The organism is Streptomyces rapamycinicus NRRL 5491 (genome assembly GCF_024298965.1).
Lineage (GTDB): Bacteria > Actinomycetota > Actinomycetes > Streptomycetales > Streptomycetaceae > Streptomyces > Streptomyces rapamycinicus.
The window spans coordinates 2,958,878-2,978,572 of sequence record NZ_CP085193.1 but is presented as its reverse complement, the minus strand read 5'-3'; the positions used below and the strand labels follow the sequence as shown (position 1 = coordinate 2,978,572).

17 protein-coding genes are annotated in these 19,695 nt (G+C 71.8%); 9 read left to right on the top strand and 8 right to left on the bottom strand.

Annotated elements, in window-relative coordinates; translation table 11 throughout:
* Positions 1–91: 91 nt before the first annotated feature.
* On the top strand, positions 92–1,969 hold the full coding sequence (locus tag LIV37_RS11875; protein WP_020867359.1) for an amidohydrolase: 1,878 nt from the start codon (positions 92–94) through the stop codon (positions 1,967–1,969).
* Positions 1,970–2,275: 306 nt separating this feature from the next.
* Here LIV37_RS11875 and LIV37_RS11870 read toward each other — a convergent pair whose 3' ends face one another.
* Positions 2,276–2,908, bottom strand: a complete 633-nt coding sequence (locus LIV37_RS11870; RefSeq protein ID WP_020867358.1) for an NAD(P)-dependent oxidoreductase — start codon at positions 2,906–2,908, stop codon at positions 2,276–2,278.
* Positions 2,905–3,963: an EamA family transporter gene (locus tag LIV37_RS11865; RefSeq protein ID WP_020867357.1), complete on the bottom strand. Its 1,059-nt coding sequence runs from the start codon at positions 3,961–3,963 to the stop codon at positions 2,905–2,907. Before LIV37_RS11865 ends, LIV37_RS11870 begins: the two co-directional genes overlap by 4 nt.
* 80 nt (positions 3,964–4,043) lie before the next feature.
* Between LIV37_RS11865 and LIV37_RS11860 the strand changes: the two genes are divergently transcribed.
* A complete protein-coding gene (locus LIV37_RS11860; RefSeq protein WP_121826094.1) occupies positions 4,044–4,925 on the top strand; it encodes a LysR family transcriptional regulator in 882 nt (293 codons plus the stop codon).
* A gap of 37 nt (positions 4,926–4,962) precedes the next feature.
* On the opposite strand, the gene LIV37_RS11855 is transcribed toward LIV37_RS11860, so the two are convergent.
* Positions 4,963–5,949, bottom strand: coding sequence for a LacI family DNA-binding transcriptional regulator (locus LIV37_RS11855; protein ID WP_020867355.1), 987 nt, complete (start codon positions 5,947–5,949; stop codon positions 4,963–4,965).
* A gap of 148 nt (positions 5,950–6,097) precedes the next feature.
* Here LIV37_RS11855 and LIV37_RS11850 point away from each other — a divergent pair, with 148 nt between their 5' ends.
* Positions 6,098–6,658: an NADPH-dependent FMN reductase gene (locus tag LIV37_RS11850; protein WP_020867354.1), complete on the top strand. Its 561-nt coding sequence runs from the start codon at positions 6,098–6,100 to the stop codon at positions 6,656–6,658.
* Here LIV37_RS11850 and LIV37_RS11845 read toward each other — a convergent pair.
* Positions 6,618–8,165, bottom strand: coding sequence for a sensor histidine kinase (locus LIV37_RS11845; RefSeq protein ID WP_020867353.1), 1,548 nt, complete (start codon positions 8,163–8,165; stop codon positions 6,618–6,620). The two genes, LIV37_RS11850 and LIV37_RS11845, sit on opposite strands and share 41 nt — an antisense overlap.
* A gap of 175 nt (positions 8,166–8,340) precedes the next feature.
* Positions 8,341–9,201, bottom strand: a complete 861-nt coding sequence (locus LIV37_RS11840) for an SDR family oxidoreductase (RefSeq protein ID WP_020867352.1) — start codon at positions 9,199–9,201, stop codon at positions 8,341–8,343.
* 196 nt (positions 9,202–9,397) lie between these two features.
* Between LIV37_RS11840 and LIV37_RS11835 the strand changes: the two genes are divergently transcribed.
* On the top strand, positions 9,398–9,793 hold the full coding sequence (locus LIV37_RS11835; RefSeq protein WP_121826096.1) for a winged helix-turn-helix transcriptional regulator: 396 nt from the start codon (positions 9,398–9,400) through the stop codon (positions 9,791–9,793).
* A gap of 43 nt (positions 9,794–9,836) precedes the next feature.
* On the opposite strand, the gene LIV37_RS11830 is transcribed toward LIV37_RS11835, so the two are convergent.
* A complete protein-coding gene (locus tag LIV37_RS11830) occupies positions 9,837–10,511 on the bottom strand; it encodes an HAD family hydrolase (RefSeq protein WP_020867349.1) in 675 nt (224 codons plus the stop codon).
* 137 nt (positions 10,512–10,648) lie between these two features.
* On the opposite strand from LIV37_RS11830, the gene LIV37_RS11825 reads away from it, so the two are divergent.
* The 4 genes from LIV37_RS11825 to zwf are packed head-to-tail and all read left to right on the top strand — an operon-like array spanning position 10,649 to position 16,672.
* Positions 10,649–12,046, top strand: a complete 1,398-nt coding sequence (locus LIV37_RS11825) for an FAD-dependent oxidoreductase (protein WP_020867348.1) — start codon at positions 10,649–10,651, stop codon at positions 12,044–12,046.
* 46 nt (positions 12,047–12,092) lie between these two features.
* The gene (tkt, locus tag LIV37_RS11820; protein ID WP_020867347.1) at positions 12,093–14,141 is read left to right on the top strand and encodes a transketolase; all 2,049 of its coding nucleotides are present in this window, start codon (positions 12,093–12,095) and stop codon (positions 14,139–14,141) included.
* Between the two features lie 27 nt (positions 14,142–14,168).
* On the top strand, positions 14,169–15,200 hold the full coding sequence (gnd, locus tag LIV37_RS11815) for a phosphogluconate dehydrogenase (NAD(+)-dependent, decarboxylating) (RefSeq protein ID WP_020867346.1): 1,032 nt from the start codon (positions 14,169–14,171) through the stop codon (positions 15,198–15,200).
* Positions 15,200–16,672, top strand: a complete 1,473-nt coding sequence (gene zwf, locus LIV37_RS11810; RefSeq protein WP_020867345.1) for a glucose-6-phosphate dehydrogenase — start codon at positions 15,200–15,202, stop codon at positions 16,670–16,672. The genes gnd and zwf overlap by 1 nt, the downstream gene beginning before the upstream one ends.
* Positions 16,673–16,675: 3 nt before the next feature.
* Here the strand turns inward: zwf and LIV37_RS11805 are convergent, their stop codons facing one another.
* Positions 16,676–17,692, bottom strand: coding sequence for a leucine-rich repeat domain-containing protein (locus LIV37_RS11805; protein ID WP_020867344.1), 1,017 nt, complete (start codon positions 17,690–17,692; stop codon positions 16,676–16,678).
* A gap of 160 nt (positions 17,693–17,852) precedes the next feature.
* On the opposite strand from LIV37_RS11805, the gene LIV37_RS11800 reads away from it, so the two are divergent.
* Entirely contained in the window at positions 17,853–18,833 is a 981-nt protein-coding gene (locus LIV37_RS11800; protein WP_020867343.1) for a zinc-binding alcohol dehydrogenase family protein, read from the top strand.
* Positions 18,834–18,899: 66 nt separating this feature from the next.
* On the opposite strand, the gene LIV37_RS11795 is transcribed toward LIV37_RS11800, so the two are convergent.
* The gene (locus LIV37_RS11795; RefSeq protein WP_020867342.1) at positions 18,900–19,664 is read right to left on the bottom strand and encodes an SDR family NAD(P)-dependent oxidoreductase; all 765 of its coding nucleotides are present in this window, start codon (positions 19,662–19,664) and stop codon (positions 18,900–18,902) included.
* Positions 19,665–19,695 lie beyond the last annotated feature (31 nt).

Sequence of the window (19,695 nt, the reverse complement as noted above, 5' to 3'; positions counted from 1 at the left end):
ACGGGCCATATCGGCAGTGCCGGCGGCTGGTGCTTAAGGGCTTAATCACCAAGGCTGACGCGTCACACCTCATCACACTCAGGGAGTGAGCATGAGCCTTGACCTGGCGCGTCGTCGTCTTCTGTCGGCCGCGGCGGCGGTGGGTGCCGCGGGCGTACTCGGGCCGGCCGCCTCCGCCGCGGCCGCGGTCTCCGGCCGTCGTCCGCCCGGATCCCGTCGTCCGGCCGCGACGATCATCCACGGTGGGCGGGTGCTGACCGGGCTGCCGTATGTGCCGCAACAGGAGGCCCTCGCCGTGGGAAGGGACGGGAGGATCCTCGCGGTCGGCCCGGCGTCCGTGGTGCGGCGCCTGGCCGGGAGGGACACGGAGTTCGTCGACGCCCGCGGCGGCACCGTCATGGCGGGGATCATCGACGGCCATGCCCACTGTCTGGAGGCCGGGTGGCGCTCGCTCAACCCGTCCCTGGGCAATGAGACCTACACCGTCGCCGCGCTCCGGGCGAAGCTCACCGGTTTCCTGAACGCGAGCGAGGACCAGGAGCCCGATGGATGGCTGGTGGTGGAGGACTGGAACCCGGTGGGCCTGCCGGCCGGGACCGAGACCCACCACCGCGTCCTGGACGCGCTGCCCACCCGCCGGCCGATCGCGCTCAAGGGCTCGGACGCCCACAACATGTGGGTCAACCAGCGGGCCCTGGAGCTGGCGGAGATCACGTCCAGCACCCCGGACCCGGCCGGTGGCCATATCGTCCACGACGCGGCCGGAGCGCCGTCCGGGCTGCTGAAGGACACCGCGCAGGACATCGTCGCGGCGGTGATCCCGCCACCGGACGAGGACAAGGCGCTCGCCGCCGCGGCGAAGGCCCTCCGCCAGGCGGCGTCCAACGGCATCACCACGTACCTGGACGCCGCAACCGAGACCGACGGACTCCGCGCCTACGCCGAGCTGGCCGCCTCGGACCGGCTGCCGCAGCGGGTGATCCCCGCGCTGCGCCTGGACATCGGCCTCGTCCGCGACCCGAAGGCCGCGCTGGCCCACGTCGACGAGCAGCGCACGGCGTACGGACAGGTGCCGGGCCTGTGCTTCGGCACGGCGAAGGTCTTCCTCGACGGGGTGATCGAGCACCCCGCGCAGACCGCCGCGCTGCTGGAGCCGTACCTCGACGGTGACGGCGAACCCACTGGCGACCGGGGCGACTTGTACGCCACCGCCACCGAGTACGGGCGGCTGGCGACCGTACTGGACCGGGCCGGGTGGCAGTTGCACGCACACGCGATCGGCGACCGTGCGGTGCGCACCGCGCTGGACGGCTACGAGGCGGCGGTACGCGCCAACGGGCGCCGTGGCAACCGGCACACCATCGCCCATCTGCAACTGGTGCACCCGGACGACTACCGGCGCTTCGCACCGCTGGGCGTGGTCGCCTGCATGCAGCTCCAGTGGGCGATGCGCAATGTGTGGACGATGGACGCCCTCCTGCCCTACATCGGCCCGGACCGCCACCGGCTGATGTATCCGGCGCGCAGCCTGGAGCGGCACGGGGCGGCGCTGGCCGGGGGATCGGACTGGCCGGTGGACCCGCTCGACTCCTTCAACCAGATCCGCACCGCGATCGACCGGGAGGGCGAGGACGGGGCGCTGTACCCGGAGCGGGAGGGCATCAGCCGCTCCACCAGTCTGCGCATGCACACGGCGGGCTCGGCTCATCAGCTCCGTATCGACCACGAGACCGGTGTGCTCACCCCGGGCCGGGCCGCCGATGTGATCGTGCTCGACCGGGATGTGACCCGGGTGCCGGTCAAGGACATCACCGGCACCAAGGTCCGTCTGACGCTGGCGGGCGGCAGGCGCGTCTGGGACGCGGACCAGCCCGGCGCCGAGGCCGCCACCGCGTCGTTCCCGGCAGCGCGGCCCGCCTCCCTCGCCACCGTGCACGACCGTCACGCCGCCTGCGGCTGCCACCGCTGACCCGTCGTCGCCGTCGTCCGCCCGGCCCGCCACGGAGTGACCGACGGGTTTGTCCCCTCCCCGCGCCTTCCCGCAGCGTCGGCATGCGGCTCCGCCGCGTGGCAGGGGGTGCGCCCCTGGGCCCCCGGGGGCGGAGGACGCCCCGAAGGGGCGCGGGGAACTGCGCGACCAGCCACAGCGGTGCCGCAGACGGCCGACGGCAGGTCAGGGCACATGGACCCCCGGGGGCTGGGGCGGAGCCGCAGTTGTGGGAAGGGGCGGGGAGGGGAACAGCCCGCCGCAGGCGTCGGCGTACCGTCGGCCCCCCTAGTAGCCGACGGTGAAGTGTCTGTCCTCGCCCGGGTTCTCCAGTTCGTCGAGGACCGCCACGGCGAGGTCTTCCGCCGAGACGCGGGACGTGCCGTCGGCGGTGGTGATGAGGGTCGTGGTGCCGCGCCGGTACTTTCCGGTGCGGTGTCCGGGCTCGAGGAGGGCGGGCGGGCTGAGGTAGATCCAGTCCGCCGAGTGGGCCCGGCAGGCGTCCAGTTGCGCGGCGCTGGCGGCGGCGATGGCACGGAAGGGCTCCGGGACGTACTCCGGGCTGTCCAGGACGAGCCGGTCGGGGCGGCCCGGGTTCCGCAGGGGCGCGGCGCCGCCGACGACGAGGATGCGGGTCCCGGCCGTCCCGGCGGCGGTGAGCAGCGCCGTCGTGGTCCTGACCGCGGTGTCCTCGTGACCGGGGGCGGGGCGGGTCGCGGCCACGATCGCGTCGGCTCCGGTGAAGAGCCGGCTCATGTGGTCGGGGTCGTCGGCGTCGCCCCGCACGGCGATCACTCCGGGTGGCGGGGCGGCCGTCGGCTCCTTGCGGAACACCGCGACGAGGTCATGGCCCCGGCTCACGGCTTCGCCGACGACACGCGAGCCGACCATTCCGGCGGCTCCGACAACGGCGATCTTCATCGAGGTGTCCCTTCCGGGGCGGGGGCGGAGACGGAGTCGTGGTCGGGAGTCCGCGTACGGGCGCGTGTACGCGTGCGCGGCGGAAGCTGTCCCGCGACGATCGCGGCGAGCGAGAGCGCGAATCCCACGAGCTGGATCGGGCCGAGCGTCTGGTCGAGCACGATGGCGCCGAGAACGGCGGCCACCAGCGGTGAGAGCAGGGCGAGAACCGCGACCGAGGCCACGGGCAGGCTGGTGATGCCCTGGAACCACAGGGCATAGGTGATCAGACCGCCGACCAGCCCCAGCCAGAGGTAGCCGAGCGCGGCGGGCAGGTCGATCGCGGGAGGCGCCCCCTCGACGAGGAAGGTGAGGGGCAGCAGGAAGAGCCCGCCCGCGGTGAGTTGCCACCCGGCGAAGGTGGTGGCACCGACCCCGGCGGGGCGCCCCCAGCGCTTGGTGAGGGTCACGCCGAGCGCCATCGTGACCGCGCCCGCGAGGCCCGCCACGATCCCGACGGTGTCGAGTGCCGCGTTCGGCCCGATCACCACGAGACCGACGCCGACGACACCCGTCGCACCCCACAGGAGGCGCCACGGCGAAAGGCGCTCACGGAGCACGGTGACGGCCAGGACGGCCACGACCAGCGGCTGGGCCGCCGCCAGGGTGGCGGCCACGCCACCCGGCAGGCGTTCGGCCGCGATGAACAGCAGCGGGAGGAACAGCCCGATGTTGAGCACGCCGAGCGCCGCGGCCTTCCCCCACCAGGCGCCGCGCGGCAGCGTCCGGGTGAGAGCCTGTGTCATATCCCCGGTCGGATCAGCGTGCGTGCCAGGCGTCGCACGCCCGGCCGGGGATATGACACAGGCTCTGAGGGCGAGCGCGATCAGGCCGGCGGGCAACGCGCGCAGGAACCCCGCGAAGAGCGGATGCCCCTCGGGGAGCAGTTCGGTGGTGACGACGTACGTCGTGCCCCACACCGAGGGCGCGAGCGCCGTCAGGGCGGTGCGTGGCAGGTTTCCGTGGCGGACACCGCCGGCCCCGCCGGAAACCACTTCTGTGGTGTGCCGTGTCATGCCTCGAAGTCTCGTCCCGGGCCCATTGATGAGTCCAACACATGTTTGTCACCTCATCGATCTCGATCCACGATGGATCCATGGAGCTTCAGCAGATGCGGTACGTCGTCGCCGTAGCCGAGACGAACAGCTTCACCCGCGCCGCGGAGCGGTGTCTGGTCGTCCAGTCCGCCCTCAGCCACCAAATCGCCCGCCTGGAGAAGGAGTTGGGCGCGAGGCTCTTCGAGCGCACCAGCCGCCGGGTGCGGCTGACACCGGCCGGTGCGGCCTTCCTCCCGGCCGCCCGCCAGTGCCTGGACGCCGCCGAGCGCGCGGCCGCCGAGGTCGCCGCGGCCGTCGGGGAGGTACGCGGACGGCTCGCCGTGGGCCTGATCCCCACCGTCACCGCGGTCGACATCCCGGGCGCGCTGCGCGACTTCCGCGAGCGGTATCCGCGAGTGCGCGTCAGCCTGCGGGTCGGCGCGAGCGACGACCTCGTCGAGCAGGTCAGGGAAGGCGCACTCGACGTGGCGTTCCTCGGCCTGCCGACCACCGTCCGCCCGCAGGGCGTCGCCGCCCATGAACTCGCGCGTGACCGGCTCGTCGCCGTGGTCGCGCCGGACCATCCCCTCGCCGGGGAATCACGGGTCGACCTGCGCAGGCTCTCCTCCGAGGTGTTCGTGGACCTCCCGGCCGGGACCGCCGGACGCGCCCAGTCCGACCTGGCCTTCGAGGCCGCGGGACTCACCCGTGACGTGGCCTTCGAAGTGACCAGCGCGGACTTCATCGCCCGGCTCGTCGGCCCTGGACTCGGCGTGGCGATGCTTCCCACCGCCTACGCGCCGCATCTCGCGGGCGTCGTCACCATCGAGGTCGCCGACGCACCGGCCCGCGTCGAGTACGTCATCTGGAGCCGCTTCAGCCGCACACCGGCGGCGACGGCCTTCCTCACGGCGCTGGGCATCACGCCCACGGATTCCTGACGCACGCGACGGGATCGGGACCCGGGCCGCCCCGCCCTTACGGTGCCCGCCGACGGGATCGGCGCGTCGAGGACGAACGAACCACCAGCCGAGTCCCGAGCACCACGGGCGGCGGCGTGTGCGGCGGATCCTCCACGAGGCTCACCAGCGCGTCGACAGCCGCCGTTCCGGCCTGCTCGGGGGCCAGCGACACCGTCGACACGGGCGGCACGGTGCGCCCGTAGGCGGGATCCTCGCTGCCGCACACCACCATCAGGTCCTCCGGCACCGAAAGCCCGCACCGCGCGGCCGCCGCCAGGATCTGACGGCCGCACGGGTCGTACAGGCCGAACACCGCGTCCGGCCCGCCCTCCCCGGTCAGCAGGGCGTCCAGCCCCCGCCCCGTGGGATCGTCCTCGTCGAACGGGACCACGCACGGCCGCACACCGGCCCGCGAACACCACCGCCGGTAGGCCGTCGCGCTCGCGCGGCTGTAGTACTCCTGGGTGGGCCCGGCGATCAGCGCGATCCGCTCCGCGCCCTGCCCGGCCAGATGCTCCAGGACCCGGCGGGTCATGGCCTCGTGGTCGTTGTCGACCCAGGTCTCCCGCGCCCGCAGCTCGTCGGGACGGCCGTCGAACACCAAGGGCAGACCGCGGGCGCGCAGCATCCGCACCACGGGGTCGCCGGCCGGACTGTCCAGCACCACCACCCCGGCGGCCGGGAGGGTGCGCCACATGTGCTCGGCCGGTCCCGAGGGCATCGCCATCAGCGCGTAGCCACGCCGGTGCGCGGCGACGGTGGCCGCGCTGATGGCCCGGGCGAAGTACGGCACGCTCGCGAAGTCCCATGCGCTGTCGCCATGAGCGGTCACCGCGAGCCCCAGGGTGTGCCCGCCGCTGCCCACCGGGCCGTAACCGAGCGCACCGGCCACCGCCCGCACTCGGGTCCGCGTCGCCTCCGAGACCCGGCCCGTGCCGTTGAGCACGTTGGACACCGTCGCGGTCGACACCTCCGCCGCCCGTGCCACATCCCCGATCGTCACCCTCGACACTCCCGGCAGAATACGCTCCCGCCCCCGCGTCACCCGCCGATGTCGCGCGTGGGGGCAGGCGATGGGGGACAGCGGTCCAACCGGATGAGTTAAGGGCCCGACTCCGGGAACGCGCCACGGAACGGAAAGGACTACGCAGATGCCCAAGATCGCCATCATCCTCGGCAGCACCCGGCCCGGCCGCAACGGCGAAGCCGTCGCCCAGTGGGTCTTCGACATCGCCCGGCGGCGCGCCGACGCGGAGTACGAGCTCGTCGACATCGCCGACTACCGGCTCCCCCTCCTGGACGAGGCGGTCCCGCCGTCGCTGGGCCAGTACTCACAGCCGCACACCAGGGCCTGGGCGGAGAAGGTCGCCTCCTTCGACGGCTATGTGTTCATCACCCCCGAGTACAACCACTCCACCTCCGGCGCCCTGAAGAACGCCATCGACTTCCTGTACGCGGAGTGGAACAACAAGGCCGCCGGTTTCGTCGGCTACGGCAGCGCCGGTGGCACCCGCGCGGTCGAGCATCTGCGCCTGATCATGGCCGAGCTGCAGGTGGCCGATGTGCGCGCACAGGTCTCGCTGTCCCTGTTCACCGACTTCGAGGAGTTCAGCAGGTTCACCCCCGCCGAGCACCAGACCGAGGCCGTGAACTCCCTGCTCGACCAGGTCGTCATCTGGAGCACCGCGATGGCCACGGTCCGCGCCGCCTGAGCGCTCCGCGGGAAGTGCCGCGAGGTGCGGTCGTTTCATCTGCGGCTGCGTCGTGGCCGGTCAGCCAGTCCCGGCGGAGCAGCGGCAGAGTGCTCTCCACGTCCCGGACGCCGGTGACCGGCAGCCGTACCTCGAAGCGGGTGCCGGGGCGTCCGTCGGGCCGGTCCAGTACGGTGATCCGGCCCCGGTGCAGGGCGATCTGCTGGGCGACCAGGGTCAGGCCGAGGCCGGAGCCGGGGCTGTCCGGGCCGCGCCGGAAGCGCTGGAAGACCTCCTCGCGGCGTTCGGGCGGGACGCCGGGGCCGCGGTCGTCCACGGTGAGCACCGCGAGCGGCTGCCGCGGGTCGCCGGAGTGGCGCAGGGTCACCTCGATGTGGGCCGTGCCGTCGGTGGCGCGGCCATGGGTCCAGGCGTTGGTCAGCAGGTTGTCCACCGCCGAGCGCAGCCCCTCCTCCCAGCCGTGCACCAGCAGTCCCGGGGTGGTGCGCACCGACACCTCGGCGTCGGGGTGGGTGCGCCGCAGGCCGGAGACGGACGCGTCCAGCACCTCCGTGAGGTCCAGCGACGTGAACGCGTCCGCCTCGACCAGGTCGCCCTGCGCGAGCGCCCTGAGCATCACCAGCAACCCCAGCAGCCGGGAGTGTTCGCGGCCCAGGTCGTCGAGCACCTCCGCCCGGTCGACGGGGTCCAGGCCGGGGTGGTCGGCGAGGATGTCGATGTTGGTGCGCATGCTCATCAGCGGGGTGCGCAGCTCGTGGGACGCGGTCGCGGCGAACGCGCGGGCGGTGGCCAGCGCCTCCCCGGTGCGTTCGACCTGCTCGTCGTAGCGGGCCAGCACGGTCTGCAGCGTGTACGCCAGGTCGTCGACCTCGCCGATCCGGGTCGGCGTGTGCTCCAGACGTACCGTGCTGGTCCGGGGGTCCAGGCCGCTGGTGCGCCGCTGCAACCGTCGCAGCGGCAGGACCGCCCGGGCCGCGATGGCCCAGGTGGTGGCCCCGGCCAGGGGCGCGGCCACCAGCGCCCCGAACACGACCCGTTGGCGCACCAGCGCCAGCTCCTCCTCGGTGGTGTCCGGCGAGAACAGCCACAGATTCGGCGTGGTGCCCGCTTTCGCGGCACCGACCCGCAGCGACAGGACCAGCCAGTCCGTGTCATCGGAGGTCACGGTGACCGGCTTCGGGGTGTTGCGGGGCAGCGAGGGCAACGGGTCGGGCCGCGGCCCGGCCGAGACCGTGCCCCCGGGCGCGGTCAGCCGGATGCCCACGTCCCGCGCGGAGTTGACCAGCCGTCGCTGCCTGGCCTGCTCCATGACCGGACGGTCGGTCCCGGCGACATCGAGGAACGCCTTGGCGTTCTTGGCGATGACGGTGGCGCGAGCGCGCAACTGGGAGTTCTGGTGTGCGCGCAGGTCGTCGCCGACCAGATGCAGCAGCAGCCAGCCGGAGGCCAGCACCAGCAGCGGCACGCTCACGCCGACCGCGAGCGCGATGCGGGTGGACAGCCTCATAGCGCCTCCCCGGATGGCGTTTCCCGGGACGGTCCGTCGTTGCCTGCCATGCGTACCTCTGTTCCGCGGCGGTCGAACGCGTCCGTCCGACCAACAGATCAAAGCATCGACATGGCCGGTGTCTCCACACCGAACCGGCGCGGTACCGGCGGCCGCCGCCGCGGTGGCCCCGCCGTCAGGAGCCGAGAGCCCCGGTGAGCGCGTCGGTGAGGGTGGTCGTGGGCCGGCCGATCAGACGGCTCAGATCCGAGGAGTCGGTGAAGAGCTCACCGCGCTTCAGCCCGAGGTCCGAGTCGGCGAGCACCTCGGCCAGTTCGGCGGGCAGCCCGGCGTCGAGCAGGGCGCTGCGGAACCGCTCGGCGGGGAGGTCGCCGTAGACCACCTCCTGGCCGGTGGCGGCGGACAGCGCGGTGGCCAGCTCCGCGAGGGAGAAGGCGGTGTCCCCGCCCAGTTCGTACACGGAGTCCGCGTGCCCTTCGGCGGTCAGGACGGTGGCCGCGGCCTCCGCGTAGTCGCGTCGCGACGCGGCGCTGACCCGCCCGGCACCGGCGCTGCCCGGCACGACTCCGGACCGGAGGTAGAGCGGGATCTGGGAGGTGTAGTTCTCCAGGTACCAGCCGTTGCGCAGGACGACGCCGGGCACGCCGCTGTCGCGCAGATACCGTTCGGTCCTCGCATGGGAGTCGGCGAGGATCATGCTCGCGGTGTGCGCGTTGAGCGTGCTGGTGTAGGCGATCAGTTCGGCACCGGCCCGCGCGGCCGCGTCGATGGCGCGGGTGTGGTTGTCGAACCGCTCGCCGACGGTGGTCGTCGACACGAGCAGGACCTTCCGCGCCCCCTTGAACGCCTCGGTGAGGCCGGTGGCGTCGGCGAAGTCGGCCTGCCGCACCTGGACGCCGCGCTCGGCCAGATCGGCCAGCCGGTCGGTGCTCCGCCCGGTGGCGATGATGTCGTGTGCCGCCACTCCGCGGCGCAGCAGGTCCTCCACGACGAGACGGCCGAGCTGGCCGGTGGCTCCGGTAACGGCGATGGACATGTCTGTACTCCTGCTTCCGGTACGTGGTTCACATGGTTCGGAAGGGGCTCGAACGCCCCGTCAGAAGTACACCGGAGTGGCTCCCCATTGGGAAGTGACCACTTTTTGGTTGGGCTACTCTCCAATGGAGAGCTACCAGCGCTTCGGTATGCTCACGGTTCCCGGGAAAGCGGACAAGGCGGAGGAGCACACGGGCATGGCGAAAGCACCGCGCACCGACTGGGACCCGTACGCGGGCGGCTGTCCGTCCCGTGAGGTCCTGGACCGCATCGGCGACAAGTGGACCGTCCTCGTCCTCGGCGAACTGGCGGAATCCGGCACCAGGCGGTACACGGCGCTGCGCCGGAAGCTGGACGGGGTGAGCGAGAAGATGCTCACGCAGACACTGCGCGCGCTGGAGCGGGACGGACTGGTCCGGCGGACCGTCCATCCGGAGATCCCGCCCCGGGTCGAGTACGAGATCACCGAACTGGGCGCCACGCTGCGCGAGCCGTTGCTGGCGTTGAAGACCTGGTCGACGCGTCACATGGACGAGGTGCTGGCGGCGCGGGCCGCCTACGACCGGGAGAAGGACCCCGCCGCACAAGGCTGAGCCGGGGGCGGCCCCAGGGCCCCCGCTCGTATCCACGCCGTTCTCAGGTGTGCGGGAACGGCTCGGTCAGCGATGTAAGCACATGGTCGGCCTCCGCGGCCCGCAGCTCCTCCGCGGAGTAGTGGCCACTCGCGACCCCGACCGCCGTCGCGTTCGCGGCGTGCCCGGCCTCGATGTCGCGAGGGGTGTCCCCGACCACGTAGACATCGGAGCGGCCCAGCTCGTGCCCGTGCAGCCGGGCGGCCTTCGCCATCGCCAGGCGGGTGATCTCCGCCCGGTCCGGGGAGTCCGAGCCGTAGGCGCCGAACACGAAATAGCGGCCCAGCCTGCCCGGTTCCATCTTGATCCGGGCCGCGCCCTCCATCGCGCCGGAGATGAGACCGAGGATGATCCCCGCGTCCGTGATCCGCCGCAGGGTGGCTTCGACACCGTCCATGACGCGATACCCCTCCGAGGTCCGGATGTCCTCCGAGAGATGCCACAGATACGCCGCGTACAGGCGGGCCATCTCATCGTGACTGGGGTCGCGGCCGAGCACGGCCCGGAACGTCTCCCGGCCGACCTGCGGATCCGTCTCCCCGGCCGAGGTGTGTTCTCCGATGTCGGCGGCCACGCCGTGCAACCGGTCGAAGGCCCAGGCCCAACTCCGGGCCCCCGAGCCTCCGGTGTGGATCAGGGTTTCGTCGATGTCGAAGAGCACCGCTATCGGTCCGGCCATCACACGTCTCCTCCGGTTCCGCCTGCTTCCAGGGTGCGCGGTGGCACCGGAGGCGGCCAGTTGCGGGGCCGCGGTGTTGGTGGTGCCGTTGAAAAGACGGAGCCGGCACCCCCGTAGGGCCGAGAAGGGAAGCGACCATGGGCACCAGCAACCGCAGCCTGCGAGCCGACCTGCTCGTGATCGGTTTCGGCAAGGGCGGCAAGACGGTGGCCGCCACGATGGGTGGACTCGGCAAGCGCGTGGTGCTCGTCGAGCGGTCGGCACGGATGTACGGCGGCACCTGCCCGAATGTCGGCTGTGTGCCGACCAAGGCACTGGTCCACCACTCCCGCAAGCGCCGGCCGGAGGATGTGCCCCAGGAGTGGTACGAGCGCTCCGTCGGCGAGGTGCAGGCGCTGACGAAGCAGTTCCGCGGTGACAACTACGACGGGCTGAACGGTATGGACACCGTCTCGGTGATCACCGGGACCGCCGCGTTCACCGATCCGCACACCGTGCGCGTCGAGACCGCCGACGGCCCCCTGACGATCACCGCGGAGACGATCCTCATCAACACCGGATCGGAGCCGATCGTCCTCGACATCCCCGGCCTGCGGACCAGCCAGTACACCGTCACCAGCACCGAACTGATCGACTCCACCGTCCTTCCGGAACGGCTGGCGATCATCGGCGGCGGCTACCTCGGCCTCGAATTCGCCTCCATCTACGGGCAGTTCGGCTCCGAGATCACCGTGCTCGAGGCGGCCCCGAAGGTCTTCGGCCTGGTGGACGACGACGTTGCCGCCGTCGCCGAGAGCATCCTGGTGGAGGAGCGCATCGAGATCGTCACGGGGGCCGACGTCACGGAGATCCGGGACGGCGAAGCCTCCGCGACCGTCGTCTACGAGACGGACGGCCAACGGCACACGCTGGAAGCCGACGCCGTCCTCGCCGCCACCGGCCGCGCACCGGCCACCCGCGATCTGGCGCTGGACGCCGCCGGAGTGCGCACCACAGAGCGCGGCGCGGTCGAGGTCGACGAGCATCTGCGCACCAGCCGGCCGCACATCTTCGCCCTCGGAGATGTCAACGGCGGCCCGCAGTTCACTTATATCTCCCTCGACGACAGCCGTATCGTCCTCGACCAGCTGCTCGGCGAGGGCAAGCGTTCCACCGACGACCGGGTCGCCGTCCCGCACACCGTCTTCATCACCCCGCCGCTGGCCACCGTCGGGCTCACCGAGAAACAGGCCCGTGCGGCCGGGCACCGGGTGAAGGTCGCGAGCCAGCCGGTCGCCGAGATCGTCGCCATGCCGCGTGCGTACATCGTCGAGGACACCCGTGGGGTGATGAAGTTCGTGCTCGACGCCGAGACCGACGAGATCCTGGGCGCCGCCCTGCTCAGCGTGGACGCGCAGGAAATCATCAACACCGTCGCGCTCGCCATGCGCCACGGCATCCGGGCGGCCGAGCTGCGCAACGCCGTCTACACCCACCCCACCTCCACCGAGGCCTTCAACGACGTCCTCGCGACGATCGTCCGATCCGACACCTAGCGGGGCTTCGCAGACATCCATCGAGCGCACGGAGGGCGGCGTCGCCATGACCGACCTGGACACGCTGTCGGTGAACACGATCCGCGGACTGTGCATGGACGCGGTCCAGAAGGCGCATTCGGGGCACCCCGGAACGCCCATGGGGATGGCGCCCGTCGCGTACACGCTGTGGCAGCGGTTTCTGCGCTTCGATCCCGCCGATCCCATCTGGCCGAACCGCGACCGCTTCGTACTCTCCGAGGGCCATGCCTCCGCGCTGCTCTGGTCGCTGCTGCACCTGACCGGCGTGCGCACGGTCGACCCCGAGTACGAGGTGCTGGGCCGTCCGGCGGTGACCCTCGACGATCTGAAGTCCTTCCGGCAGCTCGACTCGCGCTGCCCCGGCCACCCCGAGTACCGCTGGACGAGCGGCGTCGAGACGACCACCGGCCCACTCGGCCAGGGGGTCGCCACCTCCGTCGGCATGGCGATCGCCGGGCAGTGGCTGGCGGCGAGGTACAACCGCGACGACTTCACGCTCTTCGACTTCGATGTGTACGCGCTCGCCGGGGACGGCTGCATGATGGAGGGCGTCTCCTCCGAGGCGGCCTCGCTCGCCGGACATCTGCGGCTGTCCAATCTGTGCTGGATCTACGACTCCAACCGGGTCACCATCGAGGGCCACACCGACATCGCCTTCACCGAGGACGTCGCCGCGCGCTTCCTGGCCTACGGCTGGAACGTGACCACCGTGGCCGACGCCAACGACCTCGGCCGGATCGGCCGCGCCTTCCACTCCTTCCGCGCCGAGACCGCGCGCCCGACCCTGATCCTCGTCCACAGCCACATCGGGTACGGCTCGCCGGTCGAGGACTCACCGAAGGCACATGGGGCGCCGTTCGGGCCGGAGGGGGTCAAGGCCACCAAGCGCGCCCTCGGCCTGCCACCCGACGCCGACTTCCACATCCCCGACGGTGTGCCCGACTGGTTCGCACGGGGGATCGGCGCACGCGGCGGTCAGTTGCGCAGCCACTGGGAGAAGACGTTCGACGCCTACCGCGGCGCGTACCCCGAGCTCGCCGACGAGTTGGAGCGGATCCAGCGCCGTGAGCTGCCGGACGGCTGGGAGACCGCGCTGCCCGCCTTCCCGGCCGACCCGAAGGGCCTGGCGAGCCGCGACTCCTCGGGCCAGGTGCTGAACGCGGTGGCCAAGGCGGTGCCCTGGGTGCTCGGCGGATCCGCCGACCTGGCGCCGTCGACCAAGACCCTCCTCACCTTCGGCGGTGCGGGCGACTTCCAGCCGTATGACCACGCCGGGCGCAATCTGCACTTCGGCGTCCGGGAGCACGCGGCCGCCGCGGTGGCCAATGGAATGGCGCTGACGAAGCTCCGTCCGTACTGGTCCGGGTTCCTGATCTTCTCCGACTACGCCAAGGCGGCCATTCGCCTCTCGGCGCTGATGGAGATCCCCACCGTGCACATCTTCACCCACGACTCCATCGGGGTCGGCGAGGACGGACCCACCCACCAGCCCGTCGAGCAGCTCGCGGGGCTGCGCGCCACGCCCGGGCTGCTGGTGTTCCGGCCCGCCGACGCGAATGAGGTCGCCGAAACGTGGCGGGTGGTCGCCGGTCTCCGCCGGGCACCGGCCGCACTGGTCCTCTCCCGCCAGCCCCTGCCCACCCTCGACCGCGCCCGGCTCGGGGCGGCCACCGGTGTCGCGTGGGGCGCCTACGTCCTGGCGGACACGGACCGGGGCGAGCCCGAGGTGATCCTGCTCGCCACCGGCTCCGAGGTGGCGCTGGCCCTGGCCGCACACGAGGAGCTCACCGCCGAGGGCATCGCGTCCCGCGTGGTGAGCATGCCGTGCTGGGAGCTGTTCGACCGTCAGCCGCGCGAGTACCGCGACCAGGTGCTGCCGCCCGCGGTCACGCGCAGAGTCGCGGTGGAGGAGGCCTCCACGTTCGGCTGGGACCGGTACGTCGGCGCGGACGGGGCCGTCGTCGGAATGCACACCTTCGGCGCCTCCGCGCCCCTCAAACAGCTGCTCACGAAGTTCGGATTCACCCCCGAGCGCGTCGCGCAGGTGGCGCGCGAGCTGGTGGCCCCGGGCTGAGCGGGCAACGACGCGACAGGAGAGCACATGGCTACCGACACCCCGATGCAGCTCGGCATGATCGGGCTCGGCCGGATGGGCGCGAACCTCGTGCGCCGGCTGATGCGCGACGGCCACCGCTGTGTGGTCTACGACGTCAACGAGAGCGCCGTACAGGAAATGGAGGGCGAGGGCGCCGTCGCCGCCCGCTCGCTCGGCGACCTGGTGGCGAAGCTGGAGCCGCCACGGGCCGCGTGGCTCATGCTGCCCGCCGCCGTCGTACAGCCCACCCTCGACCAGCTCGCCGAGCTCCTCGACCCGGACGACGCCATCATCGACGGTGGCAACTCCTACTACCGCGACGACATCAGCCGCGCGGCGCAGCTCGCCCCGCACCGCATCCACTACCTGGACTGCGGAACCTCCGGCGGGGTCTGGGGACTTGAGCGCGGCTACTGCCTGATGATCGGCGGTGAGGACGGGCCCGTCGCCCGGCTCGACCCCATCTTCCGCACCATCGCGCCCGGCACCGGCTCCGCCGAGCCGACACCGAGCAGACACGGCGACGGAACGGCGCCGGAGGGCTATCTCCACTGCGGCCCGAACGGAGCCGGCCACTTCGTGAAGATGGTCCACAACGGGGTCGAGTACGGCATGATGGCCGCGATCGCCGAGGGGCTCAGCATCATCGACCACGCGGACGCCGGGCTGCGCAAGCGCGCCGCCGACGCGGAGACCACCCCGCTGCGCGAGCCGGAGGCGTACCAGTACGAGATCGACGTCGGCGAGGTGGCCGAGGTGTGGCGCCGCGGCTCGGTCGTCGGCTCCTGGCTCGTCGACCTCACCGCCGACGCGCTGGCCAGGTCGCCGCAGCTGGACGATTTCACCGGGCGTGTCTCGGACTCCGGCGAAGGGCGCTGGACGGTACGAGCCGCGATCGACGAGGGCGTGCCCGCCGCCGTGATCAGCACGGCGCTCACCGACCGCTTCCAGTCCCGGGGCCTCGGCGAGTTCGCCGACCGGGTGCTGTCCGCCATGCGCAGCGAGTTCGGCGGACACGCCGAGAAGAGGAGCGGGTGATGACGGCACCGGACGACCATGTGATCGTGCTCTTCGGCGCCACCGGCGATCTCGCCAAGCGCAAGCTGCTCCCCGGGCTGTTCCACCTCGCCGCCGCGGGTCTCCTCCCGGACGGCTACCGCGTCGTGGGCTCGGCCCCGCCCCGGTCCGCGATGAGCGACGACGCGTTCCGCGCCCACGCCCATGACGCGGTCGCCGCCTTCGGACGGTCCAAGCCGACCGGGCCGGTGTGGGAGTCCTTCGAGGAGTCGCTGTCCTTCGGCGCGGCCGACCCCGAGGACCCCGGCCCGCTGCTCGCGGCCGTACGGGCGGCGGAGGACTCCCTCGGCGGGCCGTCTCGCAGACTGTTCCACCTGGCCATTCCACCCTCGGCGTTCGCGTCCACCATCGGCATGCTCGGCGACACGGACCTGGCCGAGAACGCGAAGGTGATCGTGGAGAAGCCCTTCGGCACCGATCTGGCGTCGGCGCGGGCGCTCAACGAGACGATCAACGCCGTCTTCGACGAATCCCGGGTCTTCCGCATCGACCACTTCCTCGGCAAGGAGTCGGTGGACAACATCCTCGCCCTCCGGTTCGCCAACGGCATGTTCGAGCCCAACTGGAACCGGGACCACATCAGTTATGTGCAGATCGATGTGCCGGAGACGCTCGGCCTGGAGGGCCGCGCCCACTTCTACGAGGGCACCGGGGCCTTCCGGGACATGATCGTCACCCATCTGATCCAGGTGCTCGGCATCGTGGCGATGGAACCACCGGTCTCACTCGCCGCCGGGCCGTTGCGCGACGAGAAGGACAAGGTCTTCGAGGCGCTGCGCCCCATCGAGCCCGGGGATGTCGTGCGCGGCCAGTACGAGGGCTACCGCGACGAACCCGGTGTGGCCCCCGATTCGACGACCGAGACGTTCGCCGCGCTGCGGGTGGAGGTGGACAACTGGCGGTGGGCCGGGGTCCCGTTCCATCTGCGCTCCGGCAAGAACCTCGCACAGGGCCGCCAGGTGATCACCCTCGGACTGCGCGAGCCGCCCCTGCGGATGTTCCCCACCGACCTCGCCGGCCAGGAGAAGAACCGGGCCAACAAGATCGTGATCGACTTCTCGGACCCCGGATGGATCGCCGCCCGCTTCCTCACCAAGGAGCCCGGCCCCGCGATGCGGCTCGAACCGGCCACGATGGCCTTCGGCTACGCCGGGTCGTTCTGCGAGGAGAACGGGCTCGAGGGCTACGAACGCCTCATCCTGGACGCCATGCTGGGCGACCAGTCGCTGTTCACCCGGGCAGGCGGCATCGAACACATCTGGGCCGCGTCGGCCCCCCTCCTGGAGAACCCCCCACCGGTCCAGCCCTACGCCCCCGGCTCCTGGGGCCCCGAACCGGCCGTCAGCGAACTGATCGCGCCCTACCCGTGGCATCTGCCGGACGCCGCCGAGATCGTGCCCGGGACCTTCGGCACGCCGGGGACCGGCACATGAGGGTCAGACGCCGGAGACGGCCACCCCCCGCTCGGTGAGTGCCGTGTGCACGGGAACGGGCCGCCCGTAGTACGCCTCCCACGCCATGCTGTGGGGCAACGTGGCCGTCGCCAGGGACGGCAGGTCGAGCAGCGGGCTCACGTCCTCAAGAGCCCTGCACTCCAGCAGGTGGACGTCGGTGGGGCCGGGCAGGCCGGACAGTGTGCCGATGTCCTTCAGCTCGGGCATCCACAGCCGCAGGCCGCGGAGGTTCCGGTGACCGGCCAAGGGGGAGAGGTCCCGCCTGTCCACGCCCTTCAGGTTGAGGTCGACGACTGGCCCAGCCGGTATGTCGGCCACGCGCGGGCAGTCGTCCAGGGTCAGGCCGGTCAGGGCGGGCAGCGCGTCGATGCCGGTCAGGTCCCGCAGATGGCCGCGGCCGCGCAGGTCCAGGTGGGTCACCGCGGGGACGTCCCGCAGCCCGGTCAGGTCGCGGATCCCGGTCCAGCCGAGGTCGAGGTGGGTGAGCCGGGTCAGCCCGGACAGGCGCGAGGCGTCCTTGGAGGAGCGGCAGCCGCGCGGCGGCAGGGTCTCCAGCGCGGGGAACGCCGTACCGAAGCCGTCGGCGGACCGCACCTTGGTCATGCTCAGGTCCAGCTCGCGCAGCCGCCCGAGCGTCAGCAGCGGCGCGATGTCCGACACCGCCCGGCAGCGGTGCAGGTCGAGCCGGGTCAGTTCGGTGAGGCGGCCGATCGGGGTGAGGTCCTCGATGCCCGCGCAGCCGTTGAGGTCGAGATCGGTGAGGCGGGTGAGCTCGCCGACCTCGGTGAGGTCCGTGATCTCCTTGCCGCGGTCGATGTGCAGGGCGCGGAGCGTGGTGAGGTGGCGCAGGCCGGTCAGCGAGGTCATCCGGCGCAGCCGCAGCGAGGTGCGGTTCTCGCGCGCGAAGGCGGGGACGATGAGGCCGGCGCAGAAGCCGTCCGGGTCGGCCGCCTTGGGCCACAGCCGTAACAGGATCTCCGAGGAGTGCACATCGATCACCCAAGGGCCGCGTGGTTGTGGTGATCGCCGGATCCGGCGCGGGACCCCATCCGATCGCGAGTTGCCACCCGCGGGGCTACGGTGAGAAGGGGTTCCGCCGACACCCGGAGGGGCTGGCCGAACGCCCGGAGGGGGGCTCGCCGACACCCGGAGCGACATTGTGCGTGCCATCGTGATCGAGAAGTTCGGCGGACCGGAAAGCCTCGTCTATACGGAGCTGCCGGAGCCCGAGCCCGAGGCCGGACACGTCGTCATCGACATCAAGGCGTTCGGCCTCAACCACGCCGAGATGCATATGCGCAGGGGCGAGTGGGCGGAGGCCGCGAAGGTCAGCGGTATCGAGTGCGTCGGGCTGGTGCAGGCGTGCCCCGGCGGTAAGTTCTCCGTCGGTACGAAGGTCGCCGCGCTGATGGGCGGTCTCGGGCGCACCATCAACGGCAGCTACGCCGAGTACACCCGGGCGCCCGTGTCGAACGTCGCCACCATCGAATCCGACCTGCCGTGGGCCGAGTTGGCCGTCGTCCCGGAAACCTACGCGACCGCCTGGACCTGCCTGTTCCGCAATCTGGAGATCACGCCCGGCGAAACCCTGGTCATCCGGGGCTCCACCTCGGCCTTCGGACAGGCCGCCGGCAACCTCGCGGTGAACGCCGGCGCACACGTCATCGGCACCTCCCGCAGCCGGGAGCGATTCGCCCTGCTGGAGCAACTCGACGTGGAGCGAACCGAGTTGGAGGGCCCAAACCTCTCCGGGCGGATTCCCGAGGCCAAGCGCGTCGACGCGGTGCTCGACCTGGTGGGCAACAGCACCATCCTCGATTCCCTCGACATGCTGCGCCGAGGGGGCCGCGCCTGCCTGGCGGGCTGGCTCGGCGGTCTCGATCCGATCAGGGACTTCAACCCCCTGCTGCAGATGGCAAGCGGCGTCTGTCTCACCTTCTTCGGCAGCTTCGTCTTCGGGACGCCCGGCTTCCCGCTGTCCGATGTGCCGCTCCAGGCGATCGCGGAGCAGGTGGCGGCGGGCCGCCTCCGGGCGAAGCCCTCGCGGGTGTTCCGTTTCGAGGACATCCACGAGGCACATCGTGTGATGGAGGCGGGCGAGGCCAAGGGCAAGATGGTGGTCGTCCTGTCGTCGCCGTAAACCAGTCGCCGGCCGTACTGAGCCGGGCCGGCACGCCGGGCGCGGAGCTGCGGGGCACACGGTCCGCTACGCCGCGATGACGGCCGCCGTGGTGCGGCCGCCGTCGACGTCCAGCACGATGCCGTGGACGAACGCGGCCTCGCCGCCCGCGAGATAGACCGCGGCGTGCGCGATGGCGTCCGGACTGCCGACGCCCCCGGCCGGGGTGCCGTTCATCATGGCCTCGCCCGGGTGCGTCTCACCGGGTACGGACGTGTGGACCACTCCGGGGGAGATCGCGTTCACCCGGACACCGCGCGGGCCGAACTCGGCGGCCCAGGCCCGCGTCAGGGTCTCCATCGCGCCCTTGCTGGAGCTGTAGAGCGCGCCGACGGGGATTCCCAGCCGGGCGATCCACGACCCCAGGTTGATGATCGCCCCGCCACCGGCCTCGGCCATCGCCGGAGCGATCGCGGCGGTCAGGAAGAACGGCGCCTTCACATTCACCGCGTAGACCTGGTCGAAGGAGTTCTCGTCGGTGTCCGCGGTGCTGTCGCCGGGGTAGATCCCGGCGTTGTTGACCAGGACGTCGATGCCTCCGCCCAGAACGGACCGCGCCTCCTCGGCCAGGGCGCGGGAGGCCTCCGCGCTCCCGTCCAGATCCGCCTGTACGAAGTCGGCCCGGCCGCCCCGCGCGCGGATGGCGTCGACCACCTCCGTGCCCCGCTCGGCGCTGCGCCCGGACACCACCACATGCGCGCCCTCGGCGGCGAACCGCTCCGCGATCGCCCGTCCGATGTTGCTGGTCGCACCGGTCACCAGCGCCCTCTTGCCCTGCAGCCGTCCACTCATCACGCACTCCCGCACGCTCGTTCACCGCACC

Bases quoted from the DNA above. Each gene is read 5' to 3' on its own strand.
- LIV37_RS11875 (WP_020867359.1), top strand. From the start codon at position 92: ATGAGCCTTGACCTGGCGCGTCGTCGTCTTCTGTCGGCCGCGGCGGCG.
- LIV37_RS11870 (WP_020867358.1), bottom strand. From the start codon at position 2,908: ATGAAGATCGCCGTTGTCGGAGCCGCCGGAATGGTCGGCTCGCGTGTC.
- LIV37_RS11865 (WP_020867357.1), bottom strand. From the start codon at position 3,963: ATGACACGGCACACCACAGAAGTGGTTTCCGGCGGGGCCGGCGGTGTC.
- LIV37_RS11860 (WP_121826094.1), top strand. From the start codon at position 4,044: ATGGAGCTTCAGCAGATGCGGTACGTCGTCGCCGTAGCCGAGACGAAC.
- LIV37_RS11850 (WP_020867354.1), top strand. From the start codon at position 6,098: ATGCCCAAGATCGCCATCATCCTCGGCAGCACCCGGCCCGGCCGCAAC.
- LIV37_RS11845 (WP_020867353.1), bottom strand. From the start codon at position 8,165: ATGAGGCTGTCCACCCGCATCGCGCTCGCGGTCGGCGTGAGCGTGCCG.
- LIV37_RS11840 (WP_020867352.1), bottom strand. From the start codon at position 9,201: ATGTCCATCGCCGTTACCGGAGCCACCGGCCAGCTCGGCCGTCTCGTC.
- LIV37_RS11835 (WP_121826096.1), top strand. From the start codon at position 9,398: ATGGCGAAAGCACCGCGCACCGACTGGGACCCGTACGCGGGCGGCTGT.
- LIV37_RS11830 (WP_020867349.1), bottom strand. From the start codon at position 10,511: ATGGCCGGACCGATAGCGGTGCTCTTCGACATCGACGAAACCCTGATC.
- LIV37_RS11825 (WP_020867348.1), top strand. From the start codon at position 10,649: ATGGGCACCAGCAACCGCAGCCTGCGAGCCGACCTGCTCGTGATCGGT.
- tkt (WP_020867347.1), top strand. From the start codon at position 12,093: ATGACCGACCTGGACACGCTGTCGGTGAACACGATCCGCGGACTGTGC.
- gnd (WP_020867346.1), top strand. From the start codon at position 14,169: ATGGCTACCGACACCCCGATGCAGCTCGGCATGATCGGGCTCGGCCGG.
- zwf (WP_020867345.1), top strand. From the start codon at position 15,200: ATGACGGCACCGGACGACCATGTGATCGTGCTCTTCGGCGCCACCGGC.
- LIV37_RS11795 (WP_020867342.1), bottom strand. From the start codon at position 19,664: ATGAGTGGACGGCTGCAGGGCAAGAGGGCGCTGGTGACCGGTGCGACC.